The following is a 13,910-nucleotide window of genomic DNA, read 5'->3' on the forward strand; positions in this document are numbered from 1 at the left end:
ATCAGGAAATTTCGCGACGGAATGGCGGCAACGCATTGAGGATGGCTTTGCCGTAACGCTGCGTGACCAGACGTCGATCCAGCAAGGTGATGGTGCCGCGGTCTTCTTCGGTGCGCAGCAAACGACCGCAGGCCTGGACCAGTTTCAGCGAGGCATCGGGCACGGAGATTTCCATGAATGGATTGCCGCCACGGGCTTCGATCCACTCCGCCAGCGCCGCTTCGACGGGATCGTCCGGTACCGAGAACGGGATCTTCGCAATCACCACGTGCTCGCAATACGCGCCCGGCAAGTCGACGCCTTCTGCGAAACTGGCGAGGCCGAACAGCACACTGGAGTCCCCGCCATCGACGCGTGCCTTGTGCTTGTTCAAGGTTTCCTGCTTCGACAGGTTGCCTTGAATGAACACTTGCTTGCGCCAGTCGCGGTCGAGGCCGTCGAACACGTCCTGCATCTGCTTGCGGGAGGAGAACAACACCAACGTGCCCCGCGAGCCCTCAACCAGTTGCGGCAGATCACGAATGATCGCGGCAGTGTGGGCCGGTGCATCCCGCGGATCGGCTTTCAGATCCGGCACTCTCAGCACGCCGGCATCGGCGTGGTGGAACGGGCTTGGGACCACGGCGGTCACGGCTTTTTTCGGCAGGCCGGCGCGCATGCGGAAACGGTCGAAGGTGCCAAGGGCCGTCAACGTCGCCGAGGTCACCAGTGCGCCATATGCGACGTTCCATAAGTTGCGACGGAGCATTTCCGCCGCGAGGATCGGGCTGGCGTTGACCTCGATGTCGAACAGCGAACCGCTTTCGGCCAACGTCAGCCAACGGGCCATGGGCGGGTTGTCTTCCGGGTCTTCAGCGGTGAACGCCACCCACAACTCCCAATTGCCAGAGGAGCGGGACAACAGGCTGCCGAACAGTGGATACCACTCTTCGGCCTGATTGCTGGCGATGCCAATGTTGACCTCGCCGTCCATGCCTTCCTTGAGCAACTCGGTGAGCCGGGTGAAGAGGTCGGTCAAACGGGCAAAGCCCTTCTTCAACTCAACACCCATCTCGCGCATGTGCTCGGGAATCACCCCGCCGACGAACCGGTGACGCGGCCGCTCGCGGCCTTCGACGTCTTCACCGGGTTTGAAATCGGCGGCCTGTTCACAGGCGGTGAACATGAATTGCTGCTGGGTCTTGATCTCGCGGGCCAGTTCCGGCACTTGCTCGATCAGCTTGCCGAGGTCACCTGGCAGCGGGTGTTGGGCGAGCAATTTGGTGAGGTTCTTCGCGGTGGTTTCCAGCCAGTCGGCGGTGGAGCGCAGGCGCGTGTAATGGGCGAAGTGGCCGATCGCCTTGTCCGGCAGGTGGTGACCTTCGTCGAACACGTAGATGGTGTCGCGCGGGTCCGGCAGAACCGCGCCGCCGCCCAAGGCCAGGTCGGCCAGTACCATGTCGTGGTTGGTGACGATGACGTCCACCTTGCCCATGCCTTCGCGGGCCTTGTAAAAGGCGCACTGGCCGAAGTTCGGGCAATGACGGTTGGTGCACTGGCTGTGATCGGTGGTCAGGCGCGCCCAGTCGGCGTCTTCCAGGGCCGTGGACCAACTGTCACGGTCACCGTCCCATTTATTGCCGGCGAGCTTTTCTATCATGCTGGTGAACAGCTTCTGACTGGCCTCGTCGACCTCGATCTTGAAACCTTCTTCTTCGAACAACTGCGAGGTAGCGGTTTGCGCGTGGCCTTCCTGCAACAACATGTCGAGCTTGGACAGGCACATGTAGCGCCCACGCCCCTTGGCCAACGCGAAGCTGAAATTCAGACCGCTGTTGCGCATCAGGTCGGGCAAATCCTTGTAGACGATCTGCTCTTGCAGGGCCACGGTGGCCGTGGCGATCACCAGGCGCTTCCCGGCAGCCTTGGCTGTGGGAATCGCCGCCAGGCTATAGGCCACGGTTTTGCCGGTACCGGTGCCGGCTTCCACCGCGACAATCGCGGGGTCGCCACTGCGCCGACCTTCGTCGTCGGTGTCGATATCCCCGAGGACCTTGGCAATTTCGGCGATCATCAGGCGTTGGCCGTAGCGTGGCTTGAGGCTCTTGGCTTCGAGAAAACGCGAGTAGGCGCCCTGGATCGTGGTTTTGAGTTCGGTGCTGATCATGGATTGTCGGGCGCAAAAAACGCTGGATAAATTTTCAGTGGTTCGGATCGCCGCTATCATACCCCGCTAATTAATCCTGCGCAGAACGGAGTACCCCAATGACACCTTTTGGCATCGTTTATACCCTGCATGTGCTGTCCGCCCTCGTGTGGGTGGGCGGCATGTTTTTCGCCTGGATGGTTTTGCGCCCCGCCGCAGTGTCAGCGCTGGAAGGCCCAGCCCGGTTGAAGTTGTGGGTGGAAGTGTTTCAAGGATTTTTCCGCTGGGTCTGGCTCGCGGTGGTGCTGTTGCCGATCAGCGGTGTCGGCATGATTCATCTGCAACACATCGGGTTCGAGACCGCGCCGCGCTATGTGCAGGTGATGATGGGGTTGTACGTGGTGATGACGGCGATGTTTATCCGGATCCAGGCGTTGATGTTGCCGCAGTTGCGCGCAGCGGTGACGGCACAGGATTGGCCGGCAGGGGCGGCGGTGCTCGGGAAGATTCGGCGGTTGGTGGGGATTAATCTGCTGGTGGGTCTGTTGCTGGTGGCCGTTGCTTCGGCGCGACCGATGTTCTGAACCCTTCAAATCCTGTGGTGAGGGGGGTTCTGTGGTGAGGGGGTAAGCCCCCTCACCACAGTGGACTTTGGTTGTTTTTATAGACGCTGGACCGTCACCGACCCCGCCGCACCGGCAGGCCCCGGCTGGCCATCAGCACCCGGATGGCCACTCTTGCCACCATCGGTGGTGTACACGAGACAGCCCTTGGCCTTGCCACCCGCCCCGGGTTTGCCGCCAGGACCGGCAAGGCCACCGGCACCACCCGCCACCTGCACCTTGATTTTATCCGCCGGGTATTCGCGCGGCACTTCCAGCCTCACCTGCGCACCCGATGCACCCGGCTGACCGTCACTGCCATCGCTGCCATCGGCACCGCGACCGGCCTGACCCCAGGTGCAACCCGGTGCCTGGCCATTGGCGCCATCAAGACCGAAAAACCCCGGTGCGCCGGCGCCGCCGCGAGCGTCTACCGACAGTTGCGGTGCATTCAACGCATGGATCTGCAAGTTCAGATTGCGCCCCGACCGTGCCGCTTTCTGGAAACTTCCCGGTGCGCCCCTCGCGGTGATCTGGCTGCCTTCAGACAACTCGGCACGGTGCACTTTCAATGCCAGCGTTTGTTCACTCGGCACTATGGCAATTCGCGCCTCACGCCCTAGATGCAATTCGCCCACCGTCAATTCCGTCACATTCGAAGGGATCAGCAACGTGCCGTAATCAGCGACTTCCAGCCGTTCCAGTTGCAGCGTGCTGGTCGTGTTGGGCAGGCGCATGAGCGAATTGGTTTCGACGCTGACAACCTGAGCGCAGGCCAGTGGACTGATAAAGGCGGCGAGCAGACAGAGATTACGCATGGGAAGCCTTAGATGCGGAGGGAGCTGGAATGGTTTGCAAGTGAAACACGCCGAAAATGGCAATCTGAAGTCGATCACGCCAAGGATGGGCGCGGCCTTTGAGGCTGCGGTTGCAGAACACCAGCTCCAGAAGATGGAACAGTGCCAGCGCGCCACCGGCCAGCTCGACCAACGAGTGCAGGGGATAGACAAACGGCGTGAGCAGATTGACCAGTACCACCAACCAGAACAGCAGGGTCAATAACTTCCCTAGCCACCAAAACACCTTCATACGCCCCCCGCAGATCATTATTCTTTGCGAGCACAGTAGCGGCTTCCACGAGGAATACGCCATAGGGCAACAGAAAAATCTTCATGAAGTCTGCCGAATGGCCGTCGGCCCGCCGCGCGGGTGATCGACGGCTCTGTTTCGTGGCTCAGGTCACATTGATGTGCAAATCCACGCGACGGTTTTTCGCGCGTCCTTCCGAGGTATCGTTATCAGCCACAGGCTCACTTTCGCCTTTGCCTTCACTGCTGACTTTGTTCGGCGCCACGCCCTGACTCAACAGGTAGTCCGCCACACTGTTGGCGCGCCGTTCCGAAAGCGCCTGATTGTAGGCATCGGTGCCGACGTTGTCGGTATGGCCGATCACTTTGATACTCGCTACATCGGCGCCTTGCAACCTGGACATCAGGGCATCCAGCTGACTTTTCGCTGCTGGGGTCAGGTCCGATTGGTTGGTGGCAAACAGCACATCGCCCGCATCGCTGAGGGTGATGACTTGCGATTCAATAACCGGTTCTGTCACGCCGCCCGGGTATTGCGGCCGCGGACAACCATGATGTTCGACGGGCGTATCGGCAGGGGTATCGGGGCAACGATCACGTCGATCGAAGACACCATCGCTATCTTGGTCACCATCCTGGGCGTAACAGATCAAGCCACCGGTCAAGATTCCGAGCGCTGCACCTCCGGCCGCCCAGGCACCACTTTCGATGGCGCCCAAACCTCCGCCCACCAGACCGCCAATGACGCTGCAGATCGGCCAGGTTCGTTGATTAAGAGGGGCGGTGCCATCACTGTGAGTTGCGCAACCGGTCAAGAGGCTGCCAAGTAGCAAAATCGGCAAGACGGTCCTTGTGAGAACGCTCATGTTGAAAGCTCCTGTGGTACCGGCTTATACCGGTTACACAGGAGTAAAGACCCGCATCCGCGACTACACAAGCCGCGGAGCGGAGGGGCTTAGCGCTCGATATGGATTTCCGTGCGACGGTTCTGCGCGCGGCCGTCAGCGGTGCTGTTATCGGCGACCGGATTGCTTTCACCCGCACCGACCACAGACACGAAGCTGCTGCGTGGAACGCCTTCCTGGATGAGGTATTCAACCACCGAGTGAGCGCGTTTATCCGATAGTTTCTGGTTGTAGGCGTCGCTGCCCACGCTGTCGGTATAACCGGTAACGGTCAATCGAGCAGTAGGTGCTTCGGCTTTCAAGCGAGTGGCAATCTTGTCGAGTACCTCCTTGTCAGACTCGGTGAGCGTAGCTTTGTCAAACTGGAAGTGAACATCGCGGATGACGATGGTTTCTTCCTTGACCACAACAGCCTCTTCGACCACAGGTGCAGGTGGAGGGCAACCGTTGGCATCGACATGCACGCCGTGAGGTGTGCCTGGGCATTTGTCGCGGCTATCCGGTACACCATCGCCATCTTCGTCGCCATCACCGTGCACCCAGCAATAGGCCGCTGCCGTGCCGCCGACAAGCAGCGCACCATAGCCTGCCCATGCCGCGCTCTCGGTCGCGCCGAGACCCGCACCCACGACACCACCGACCAACGCACAGGTCGGCCAGTCGGTTTTCTGCAAACCTGCGCAACCAGTCAACACACTGGTTAGCAGAACCAAGGGTAATGCTGTCCGAACTATGCTCATCTAGTTTTCTCCTGAGGGATCGGCTTAGAACCGATTCTGGTAGTAAAGACCCGAGTATTAATCTGCGCCAGCAACCGCCATGGCTGTTTTAAGCGTGTTCACCAAGGATTGGTGTATTTGCTGTAAACCTGCGCTAGGCCCGGACGTTTAGGCACGCTAGTCTTGGCGCTCTGATTGAGGATCTTTGATGATTGCAGGTATTTCTTCGCGCACACCGCAGCAGGCATTGGCTGCTTTGCTGGATCGTTATGCCCCCGCACAGCTGTTGCTGATCGGCGCCAGTGAGTTCCCCGCGCTGGCAGCATTCAAACTTGCCCACCCGGATACGTGTGTGGCCCATGCGGCACCGGGGCCGCTGCCGGAGGAGCTGGCGGCGCGCCGGTTTGACCTGGCGCTGGCAGTCGATTGCCTCGAACATTTGCCCAAGCGCGATGGCCTGAACCTGCTCGGCGGGATCCGCAACCTCAACGCCAGCCGAATTGCCGTGCTGGCGGACTTGTCGGCCAGTGGCTGGCAGGAGACGGATTTTTTCTCCCTGGCCCTGCAAGCGAGCGAGCGCTTCCAGCGAGACGAACAAGTCTTGACGCTGTTTACCTACGATCTGCTTGAATACAAGCAAGTACCCGACTGGCTCAACTCACGCTTTTGGGCCAATCCGGAAAACTTCGGGAAATATTGGTGGTAATGCCATGAGTACATCCATTTGCCCTTGTGGCAGCGGCACCCTGCTCGATGCCTGTTGCGGTCATTACCATGCCGGACATCCGGCGCCGTGTGCCGAAGCCTTGATGCGTTCGCGCTACAGCGCCTACGTGCTGGGGCTGATCGACTATCTGGTGGCGACCACACTGCCTGCGCAACAGGCCGGCCTGAATCGTCAGTCCATCAGCGACTGGAGTGCGCAAAGCACCTGGCTGGGCCTGGAAGTCGAAAGTTCCGAAGTCTTTGGCGGCCAACCGGAGCATGCCTTCGTGACCTTCACCGCGCGCTGGCACGATGGCAGCGGCGAACACAGCCACCGCGAACGCTCGTCATTCGTACAGAATGCTGGCCACTGGTATTTCATTGACCCTACTGTGCAACTCAAGGCCGGGCGCAATGACGCTTGCCCATGCGCCAGCGGGCAAAAATTCAAGAAGTGTTGTGCGGGGTACTTCAACAGTTGAGGTGAGTGACCTGCAGCTGGCGAAGCCTGCTGCTACAAGGGAGATACACGACCATGATCACCCGGCGACACGCACTTTATCTGCTCAGCCTGCTGCTGTTTTTGGGGCTCACCGGCTGTGCATCCTGGTTCTATGACGATGAGCCGAACCCCGAGGTGCATCTGGTCAAGGTTGAAGTCGTGCGGGCAAAGCTGCTGGAACAGAAATTCCTCCTGCACTTTCGTATCGACAACCCCAACGACAGCGAATTGACCGTGCGCAGCCTCGAATACCGGATTCACTTGGGTGACATCCTGCTGACTGAAGGCGAGTACGACAACTGGTTCACCATTGGCCCCAAGCACAGCGCCTACGTAAAAGTGCCGATCCGTACCAACCTGTGGCCCAAGGTGCGAGACCTGGTGAAAATGCTGAAAAATCCCGACCAATCCATTCCCTATCGTCTGGAAGGTGAACTGAAAACCGGTTTTTTCACCCCTCATGACGTGCACCTGGTGCGCAATGGCGTGATAATCCCCGCCGATTTAATTCCGGAGCACATCCAATGACCCAGCAACCCCACGTCCATGGCCCTGACTGCAACCACGATCATGACCATCACGACCATCACGACCACCATGATCACGACCACGGCCATGTTCACGGCCCGAACTGTGGCCACGCCCCTCAGGAACCGGTGCGCAACGCCCTGAAAGACGTCGGCCGCAACGACCCTTGCCCGTGCGGCAACGGCAAAAAATTCAAGAAGTGCCACGGCGCTTGATGTTGCGGGCGAAGAGTTTCTTCGCCTGTTGAATCGCTATCGCGAGCAGGCTCACTCCCACATTGGATCGCACTCTTCCTGGAAGAACTCGGTTAAATGTAGGAGTGAGCCTGCTCGCGATGACTGACTAAAAGTCACATCAATTCAGGATCTGCGCAGTGCTGACGACCGTCGCATATTCCCCCTGCAAATTCCCCAGCGACATCGCATGCACATCCTCGGCTGATCGGGCATTACCAAAATAATCCGCCTTGTCGAAGGTAAAGCACGCATCCTCCGCCACCCACGTTTCAAACCCCAGGTTTCCGGCCGTTCGCGCCGTGGACTCCACCGAGTTGTTCGTTGCCACGCCGACAATCACCAATTGCTCGATTCCCGCCTCGCGCAAATGCGCCTCCAGCCCCGTTGCACTAAAAGCATCCGGCACCTGTTTCTGAATCAACTGCTCGCCCGCCATGGGCTCAAACCGTTGCTGAAATTCCACGCCTGATTGCTGCGGCCAGAACACTGAATCCGCTGAGCGCGACAGGTGCTGCACATGAATCACCGGTCGCCGGGTTCGACGCCAAAACGCCAACAATTCAAGGATTCGTTCCTCGGCCTGTGGATTATTTCGGCGACCGAGTCGCGGATGCAGAATGCCTTTTTGTTGATCAATGATGATCAGCGCTGCGTGGGTCTTGAGCTCCATGCCGGTTTCTCTCATGCAAGGTCATTGAGTTTCACGCACTTCAGCATCACCTCCTTTAACAGKCAAGGCATAGAACGCTGGAGGACTCCCGAATCTATTGCGTCGGTTCAATCACTCCAGAATCCTGAGAGCTACGCAACCCCTGTGGCGAGGGGGCTTGCCCCCGTTGGAGTGCGCAGCGCTCCCAGCTTTTGGGGCCGCTGCGCTGCCCAACGGGGGCAAGCCCCCTCGCCACAGTAGCCCCCTTGCCACAGCAGTCCCCTCGCCACAAGGACCTCAGCGACCTTGAATTTGGGGTTTATCAGGCAAATCTTGAAATAACCCCGCCCGCCGCTTGCGCGCCCTCCTCCTGCTCACTAACGTAGCGCCTTTATTGCGCCTCTACCCCCCGCAGGAGCTTTGCCATGGCCTCGCCAGCCCTTACACATTTTCTTCCCCGGTTCGGCGTTGCCGCAGCAGTGTCCAGTGTCTTGAGTCTGACCGGTTGTCAGACCATGAACGCTCAGGACACCCTCCCGCCGACCTCCGGCGTGCAGCCGCTCAAGGGCTTGGCGCAAAACGTTTCGGTGCGTCGCAATGCCATGGGCATGCCATTGATTGAAGGCAATAGCTTCCACGACACGTTGTTCGCCTTGGGTTACGTCCATGCCAGCGACCGCATCACGCAAATGGTCACATTGCGCCTGTTGGCCGAAGGACGTCTGGCGGAAATGTCCGGCGCTGATTTACTGGATGCCGATCGCTATATGCGCGCGGTCAACCTGAAAAAAAGCGCGGGCGAGTTGTATAAAGCCTCTTCGCCGCGCCTCAAACGCTTCTTCGAAGTCTATGCTCGCGGCGTCAACGCCTACCTGTTCCGCTACCGCGACAAACTGCCGGCGGACCTCGCGGCCACCGGTTACAAACCGGAATACTGGAAACCGGAAGATTCGGCGCTGATTTTTTGCCTGCTGAACTTCAGTCAATCAGCCAACCTGCCGGAAGAAATTTCCTCGCTGATGCTGGCGCAGACCGTCACCACCGACAAACTCTCCTGGCTGACGCCGTCCGCGCCCGATGAAAAGCTGCCACTGGCTGAAGCCGAAAAACTGCAAGGGATCAAGCTCAACGGGGCCATCCCTGGGCTGGCCGAGATCAACAAAGCCACGGGCCAACTGTCCGATCTGAATCTGTTGGGCGCCAGTTCGTCGAACAACTGGGCGATCGGTCCGCAACGCAGCCGCAGCGGTAAAAGCCTGCTGGCCAGCGACAGCGATGGCTCGCTCGGTGTGCCGTCGTTGTTCAGTTACGTGCAGCTGCGCGCGCCGAAATATCAGGCCTCGGGCGTGACCATTGCGGGCTTGCCGATGGTGCTCGGTGGTTTCAACGGCAAAGTGGCCTGGAGCATGACCGCGGTCATGGGGGACAACCAGGACCTGTTCCTGGAAAAAATCAAACGTCAGGGCAACAGCCTCACGTACGAAGTGGCCGGAAAATGGCAGCCCGCCGTCGTGCGCAACGAAACCTACTTTGTCAAAGGCCAGCGGCCCATTCGCGAAGTCGTGTACGAAACCCGTCACGGTCCGCTGCTCAACAGTGCCCAAGGCACGACGCTGGCGAACGGTTTCGGCCTGGCCCTGCAAATGCCGAACTTCACCGACGACAAAACCCTGGACGCGTTTTTCGACCTGTCCCGGGCCCAGACCGTCGAGAGAGCATCGGACGCCAGCCGCGAAATCCGCGCCATCCCACTGAACCTGGTCTTCGCCAACGCCAGCAACATCGCCTGGCAAGTGACCGGCCGCTACCCGAACCGCCGCGAAGGCGAAGGCCTGTTGCCGTCGCCGGGCTGGGAAGGTCGCTACGATTGGGACGGTTACGCCGACCCGATGCTGCATCCCTACGACCAGGACCCGGCCCAAGGCTGGCTCGGCACCGCCAACCAGCGCGTCATCCCCCATGGCTACGGCATGCAATTGTCCAATTCCTGGGCCGCACCGGAGCGTGGCGAGCGCTTGGCAGAACTGGCGGGCGCGGGCAAACACGACGCGCGCAGCGTGATCGCGATGCAGTATGACCAGACCACCACTTTCGCCGCGAAACTGAAGAAAATGTTTGAAGCCCCGGGCATGGCCCAGCCACTCAAGCAGGCGATTGAAGCGTTGCCGGCGACAGAGCGTGGCTTGGCGCGTGAGGCATATACACGCCTGATGGCGTTCGACGGCAAGCTCAGCGCGACCTCCGCCGATGCAGCAATGTATGAATTGTTTCTGCAAGAAAGCATGAAACAAATATTCCTCGACGAACTCGGCCCGCAAAGTAGCCCGGCGTGGAAAGCCTTCGTGGCCAATGGCAAGTTGTCCTACGCCGCTCAGGCCGATCATCTGCTGGGGCGCGAAGACAGCCCATTCTGGGATGACGCGCGCACACCGCAAAAAGAAGACAAGCCGGCGATCCTCGCTCGCAGTCTGGCAGCGGCGATCAGCGCCGGTGACAGTCAGTTGGGCAGCGATCACAAAGCCTGGCAGTGGGGCAAACTGCACCGCTACGAATGGAAAAACGCCAACGGCCAGACAGTTCGCGGCCCAGTCGCGGCGGGCGGGGACCACACTACGCTGAACACGGCGGCCTTCACTTGGGGTCAAGACTTCAACACCACGCTGGCGCCGGCCATGCGCTTTATCGTCGACTTCGGCCAGGCCGAGCCACTGATGGGCCAGAACAGCACCGGTCAGTCGGGCAACCCTGCCAGCCCGAACTACCTCAACAGCATCGAACCTTGGCTCAAAGGGCAATACATGAGCCTGCCGATGCAGCCGCAGAACTTTGACAAGGTGTATGGCAAGACACAATTGACCCTGACACCTGGCAAATAACCCCCGACCCTGTAGGAGTGAGCCGGCTCCGGGCGGCGTTCCGACGATAGCGGTGTGTCAGTCACCATTTCTGGTAACTGACACACCGCATTCGCGAGCAGGCTCGCACATTGGAATGTTGTTCGCCGATGACATCTCGATAGAACTTCTGGTTTCACACCTACCTCATACCTAACAAGTCCCTCCATCTTGGCAACGCCATGGATCTTGTTATCGCGCGTCCTGAAGGTTTGTATTGCCCTGCCGGGGATTTCTACATCGACCCGTGGCGGCCCGTCGAGCGCTCGGTCATCACCCACGCTCACAGCGACCATGCCCGCAGCGGCAATCAACACTATCTGGCAGCATCAGCCGGCGAAGGCATCTTGCGAGCTCGCCTCGGTGCAGACATCAACCTGCAAACCCTGCCGTACGGCCAGCCCCTCAAACATCATGGCGTCACCCTCAGCTTTCATCCCGCCGGCCACGTGCTCGGCTCGGCCCAGGTGCGGCTGGAATACGGTGGCGAGGTCTGGGTCGCCTCGGGGGATTACAAGACCGAAGCGGACGGCACCTGTGCGCCCTTCGAACCGGTCCGTTGCCATACCTTCATCACCGAATCGACCTTCGGCCTGCCGATTTATCGCTGGCAACCTCAGGCGCAGGTATTCACCGAGATCAATCAGTGGTGGCAGGCCAACGCCGCCGCCGACATAGCCAGCGTGCTGTTCTGCTACTCGTTCGGCAAAGCTCAGCGAATTCTTCACGGTCTCGACGCCAGTCTCGGCCCCATTCTGGTGCACGGAGCTGTAGAACCGCTCAACCAGGTGTATCGCCAAAGCGGCGTCTACCTGCCGCCAACGATCTATGCCGGTGACGTTCAAAAGAATGACCCGATGATGCGCAAAGCGCTGGTGATCGCGCCGTCTTCAGCGGGTGGCAGTACCTGGATGCGTCGTTTCGGTGAGTACAGCGATGGCTTCGCCAGTGGCTGGATGCGCTTGCGTGGCACCCGCCGTCGGCGCGGTGTCGATCGGGGTTTTGTGCTGTCCGACCATGCCGACTGGCCGGGCCTGCTCTGGGCGATTGAACAAACCCGCGCCGAGCGAGTGATGGTGACCCACGGTTCGGTCGCCGTGCTGGTGCGCCATCTGCGTGAACAGGGTCTGGATGCCCAGAGCTTCAACACCGAGTACGGCGACGACGACGAAGAAAACGCAGGGGTCGACCCCGTGCAAGACAAGGCGTTGCCATGAAGGCCTTCGCCGAGTTGTATGCCGAACTCGACGCCACCACGTCGAGCAACGCCAAACTGGCTGCCATGCAACATTACTTTGCGCAGGCCGCCCCGCAAGACGCCGCATGGGCAGTTTATTTTTTGTCCGGTGGGCGACCTCGGCAATTGGTACCCGTGCGCGTGCTGCGAGAACTGGCCGTAGAGTTTTCCGGCCTTCAACCCTGGTTGTTCGAAGAGAGTTATCAAGCGGTAGGGGATCTGGCAGAAACCATCTCGCTGGTACTGCCCGAATCGCCACACCGTTCCACCGACGGGTTGGCAGTATGGATTGAAGACAAGCTGCTGCCCTTGCGCGGCGAGTCCCCCGAAGTGCTTGCCCAACAACTGCCCACACTCTGGTCGCAGCTGGACCGCACCAGCCTGATGCTCTGCATCAAACTGATCACCGGCAGTTTTCGTGTGGGCGTTTCCAAGCTGCTGGTAACTCGCGCCCTCGCAGCCATGGCCGGGCTCGACAGCAAGCGCGTGGCGCAGCGAATGGTGGGGTATACCGACCTGTCACATCGTCCAAGTGCTGCCAGCTACCTGGAATTGATCGCGGCTGAATCCAGTGATGAACACGCCCAGCGTGGAGGGCAGCCTTATCCGTTTTTCCTGGCCCATGCGATGTCGCAACCGGTCGAGCAATTCGAAGCGTTGCTCGGCCCCGCGAGCCAATGGCTGGTGGAATGGAAATGGGACGGCATCCGTGCCCAGGTGGTCAAGCGCGACGGGCGTTTGTGGATCTGGTCGCGGGGAGAAGAGTTGGTGACCGAGCGCTTCCCCGAGTTTGAGCATCTGGTTCATAGCTTGCCCGACGGCACCGTAATCGACGGCGAAATCGTAGCCTGGAAAACTGCGCATCCCGACACCGAAGATGCCTTTGATCCCTCCTCACCTGCCGCTCCCGCCGTACAACCGTTCGCCCTGTTGCAACAGCGAATCGGACGTAAAGTCCTCAGCAAAAAAATCCTCGACGACGTGCCCGTGGTGGTCCTCGCTTACGACCTGCTGGAATGGCAAGGTGCCGACTGGCGCAATCAACCGCAGGCCACGCGTCGCACTCAGCTGGAAACGGTCGTCGCCACCTGCAACAGCCCGGTGTTACTCGCCTCCCCGGTACTCACCGGCGAAAGCTGGTTCGACCTCGCACGCCAACGAGAAGCCTCCCGCCGTCTTGGCGTCGAAGGCATGATGCTCAAGGCGCGAGATGCGCTGTACGGCGTCGGCCGCACCAAGGACATGGGCGTGTGGTGGAAATGGAAAGTCGACCCGTTCAGCGTCGACGCGGTGCTGATCTATGCGCAACGAGGTCACGGACGCCGAGCGAACCTCTACAGCGATTACACGTTTGCAGTCTGGGATGGTCCAGCCGACGCCAGCGAACGCACGCTCGTGCCCTTCGCCAAAGCCTATTCAGGGCTGACCGATGAAGAAATGCGCCAGGTCGACAGCATCGTGCGCAAAACCACCGTAGAGAAATTCGGCCCGGTCAGCAGTGTGAAACCGAGCCTGGTCTTTGAGCTGGGATTTGAAGGCATTGCCCTGTCAAAACGGCACAAGAGCGGGATCGCCGTGCGTTTTCCGAGGATGCTTCGCTGGCGCCAGGACAAGTCGGTTGAAGAGGCTGACGACTTGGGCACATTGCAGAAATTGTTGGGCTGACCTGATTCCTTGTGGGAGCGGGCTTGCTCGCGAAGAGGGAGTGTCAGCCACATCC

Annotated in this window: 14 protein-coding genes; 8 read left to right on the forward strand and 6 right to left on the reverse strand. The window is 59.9% G+C overall.

The features are described 5' to 3' along the window. Nucleotide 1: 1 nt before the first annotated feature. On the reverse strand, nucleotides 2-2,146 hold the full coding sequence (gene dinG, locus AC1DRJ_RS02200) for an ATP-dependent DNA helicase DinG (RefSeq protein WP_477800612.1): 2,145 nt from the start codon (nucleotides 2,144-2,146) through the stop codon (nucleotides 2-4). Between the two features lie 98 nt (nucleotides 2,147-2,244). Here dinG and AC1DRJ_RS02205 point away from each other — a divergent pair, with 98 nt between their 5' ends. Next, nucleotides 2,245-2,709, forward strand: coding sequence for a CopD family protein (locus tag AC1DRJ_RS02205; RefSeq protein ID WP_477800613.1), 465 nt, complete (start codon nucleotides 2,245-2,247; stop codon nucleotides 2,707-2,709). 77 nt (nucleotides 2,710-2,786) lie between these two features. Here AC1DRJ_RS02205 and AC1DRJ_RS02210 read toward each other — a convergent pair whose 3' ends face one another. The 4 genes from AC1DRJ_RS02210 to AC1DRJ_RS02225 all read right to left on the reverse strand — a co-directional run bounded on the left by AC1DRJ_RS02210 (nucleotide 2,787) and on the right by AC1DRJ_RS02225 (nucleotide 5,460). After that, on the reverse strand, nucleotides 2,787-3,545 hold the full coding sequence (locus AC1DRJ_RS02210; protein WP_477800614.1) for a collagen-like protein: 759 nt from the start codon (nucleotides 3,543-3,545) through the stop codon (nucleotides 2,787-2,789). Next, nucleotides 3,538-3,816 carry a DUF1145 domain-containing protein gene (locus AC1DRJ_RS02215; RefSeq protein ID WP_477800615.1) on the reverse strand — a complete coding sequence of 93 codons (279 nt, stop codon included), beginning with the start codon at nucleotides 3,814-3,816 and terminating at the stop codon, nucleotides 3,538-3,540. The genes AC1DRJ_RS02210 and AC1DRJ_RS02215 overlap by 8 nt, the downstream gene beginning before the upstream one ends. Before the next feature lie 145 nt (nucleotides 3,817-3,961). Further along, nucleotides 3,962-4,681, reverse strand: a complete 720-nt coding sequence (locus tag AC1DRJ_RS02220; RefSeq protein ID WP_477800616.1) for a PA1041 family peptidoglycan-binding anchor lipoprotein — start codon at nucleotides 4,679-4,681, stop codon at nucleotides 3,962-3,964. Between the two features lie 89 nt (nucleotides 4,682-4,770). Continuing rightward, nucleotides 4,771-5,460, reverse strand: coding sequence for a PA1041 family peptidoglycan-binding anchor lipoprotein (locus AC1DRJ_RS02225; protein ID WP_477800617.1), 690 nt, complete (start codon nucleotides 5,458-5,460; stop codon nucleotides 4,771-4,773). Nucleotides 5,461-5,647: 187 nt separating this feature from the next. On the opposite strand from AC1DRJ_RS02225, the gene AC1DRJ_RS02230 reads away from it, so the two are divergent. The 4 genes from AC1DRJ_RS02230 to AC1DRJ_RS02245 are packed head-to-tail and all read left to right on the forward strand — an operon-like array spanning nucleotide 5,648 to nucleotide 7,389. After that, nucleotides 5,648-6,145: a DUF6231 family protein gene (locus AC1DRJ_RS02230; protein ID WP_477800618.1), complete on the forward strand. Its 498-nt coding sequence runs from the start codon at nucleotides 5,648-5,650 to the stop codon at nucleotides 6,143-6,145. Nucleotides 6,146-6,149: 4 nt separating this feature from the next. Next, nucleotides 6,150-6,626 (forward strand): YchJ family protein, encoded by a 477-nt coding sequence (locus AC1DRJ_RS02235; protein ID WP_027925655.1) that lies wholly within the window; start codon nucleotides 6,150-6,152, stop codon nucleotides 6,624-6,626. 53 nt (nucleotides 6,627-6,679) lie between these two features. Continuing rightward, a complete protein-coding gene (locus AC1DRJ_RS02240) occupies nucleotides 6,680-7,174 on the forward strand; it encodes an LEA/WHy family protein (RefSeq protein WP_477800619.1) in 495 nt (164 codons plus the stop codon). Then, nucleotides 7,171-7,389, forward strand: coding sequence for an SEC-C metal-binding domain-containing protein (locus AC1DRJ_RS02245; RefSeq protein WP_477800620.1), 219 nt, complete (start codon nucleotides 7,171-7,173; stop codon nucleotides 7,387-7,389). Before AC1DRJ_RS02240 ends, AC1DRJ_RS02245 begins: the two co-directional genes overlap by 4 nt. A gap of 139 nt (nucleotides 7,390-7,528) precedes the next feature. Here the strand turns inward: AC1DRJ_RS02245 and AC1DRJ_RS02250 are convergent, their stop codons facing one another. After that, the gene (locus tag AC1DRJ_RS02250) at nucleotides 7,529-8,080 is read right to left on the reverse strand and encodes a cysteine hydrolase family protein (protein WP_477800621.1); all 552 of its coding nucleotides are present in this window, start codon (nucleotides 8,078-8,080) and stop codon (nucleotides 7,529-7,531) included. A gap of 404 nt (nucleotides 8,081-8,484) precedes the next feature. On the opposite strand from AC1DRJ_RS02250, the gene AC1DRJ_RS02255 reads away from it, so the two are divergent. From AC1DRJ_RS02255 to AC1DRJ_RS02265, 3 genes are all read left to right on the forward strand, one after another. Continuing rightward, complete coding sequence (locus AC1DRJ_RS02255) at nucleotides 8,485-10,935, forward strand: penicillin acylase family protein (protein WP_477800622.1); 2,451 nt, start codon at nucleotides 8,485-8,487, stop codon at nucleotides 10,933-10,935. A gap of 200 nt (nucleotides 10,936-11,135) precedes the next feature. Next, nucleotides 11,136-12,170 (forward strand): ligase-associated DNA damage response exonuclease, encoded by a 1,035-nt coding sequence (locus AC1DRJ_RS02260; protein ID WP_477800623.1) that lies wholly within the window; start codon nucleotides 11,136-11,138, stop codon nucleotides 12,168-12,170. After that, complete coding sequence (locus AC1DRJ_RS02265) at nucleotides 12,167-13,855, forward strand: ATP-dependent DNA ligase (RefSeq protein WP_477800624.1); 1,689 nt, start codon at nucleotides 12,167-12,169, stop codon at nucleotides 13,853-13,855. Before AC1DRJ_RS02260 ends, AC1DRJ_RS02265 begins: the two co-directional genes overlap by 4 nt. Nucleotides 13,856-13,910: the final 55 nt, after the last annotated feature.

The organism is Pseudomonas sp. P5_B2, from assembly GCF_056400445.1.

Excerpts from the sequence above, each read along its gene's own strand:
- AC1DRJ_RS02265 (WP_477800624.1), top strand. The coding sequence starts at position 12,167 with ATGAAGGCCTTCGCCGAGTTGTATGCCGAACTCGACGCCACCACGTCG.
- AC1DRJ_RS02250 (WP_477800621.1), bottom strand. The coding sequence starts at position 8,080 with ATGGAGCTCAAGACCCACGCAGCGCTGATCATCATTGATCAACAAAAA.
- AC1DRJ_RS02205 (WP_477800613.1), top strand. The coding sequence starts at position 2,245 with ATGACACCTTTTGGCATCGTTTATACCCTGCATGTGCTGTCCGCCCTC.
- AC1DRJ_RS02255 (WP_477800622.1), top strand. The coding sequence starts at position 8,485 with ATGGCCTCGCCAGCCCTTACACATTTTCTTCCCCGGTTCGGCGTTGCC.
- AC1DRJ_RS02220 (WP_477800616.1), bottom strand. The coding sequence starts at position 4,681 with ATGAGCGTTCTCACAAGGACCGTCTTGCCGATTTTGCTACTTGGCAGC.
- AC1DRJ_RS02245 (WP_477800620.1), top strand. The coding sequence starts at position 7,171 with ATGACCCAGCAACCCCACGTCCATGGCCCTGACTGCAACCACGATCAT.
- AC1DRJ_RS02230 (WP_477800618.1), top strand. The coding sequence starts at position 5,648 with ATGATTGCAGGTATTTCTTCGCGCACACCGCAGCAGGCATTGGCTGCT.
- AC1DRJ_RS02210 (WP_477800614.1), bottom strand. The coding sequence starts at position 3,545 with ATGCGTAATCTCTGTCTGCTCGCCGCCTTTATCAGTCCACTGGCCTGC.
- AC1DRJ_RS02260 (WP_477800623.1), top strand. The coding sequence starts at position 11,136 with ATGGATCTTGTTATCGCGCGTCCTGAAGGTTTGTATTGCCCTGCCGGG.
- AC1DRJ_RS02235 (WP_027925655.1), top strand. The coding sequence starts at position 6,150 with ATGAGTACATCCATTTGCCCTTGTGGCAGCGGCACCCTGCTCGATGCC.
- AC1DRJ_RS02225 (WP_477800617.1), bottom strand. The coding sequence starts at position 5,460 with ATGAGCATAGTTCGGACAGCATTACCCTTGGTTCTGCTAACCAGTGTG.
- AC1DRJ_RS02240 (WP_477800619.1), top strand. The coding sequence starts at position 6,680 with ATGATCACCCGGCGACACGCACTTTATCTGCTCAGCCTGCTGCTGTTT.
- AC1DRJ_RS02215 (WP_477800615.1), bottom strand. The coding sequence starts at position 3,816 with ATGAAGGTGTTTTGGTGGCTAGGGAAGTTATTGACCCTGCTGTTCTGG.
- dinG (WP_477800612.1), bottom strand. The coding sequence starts at position 2,146 with ATGATCAGCACCGAACTCAAAACCACGATCCAGGGCGCCTACTCGCGT.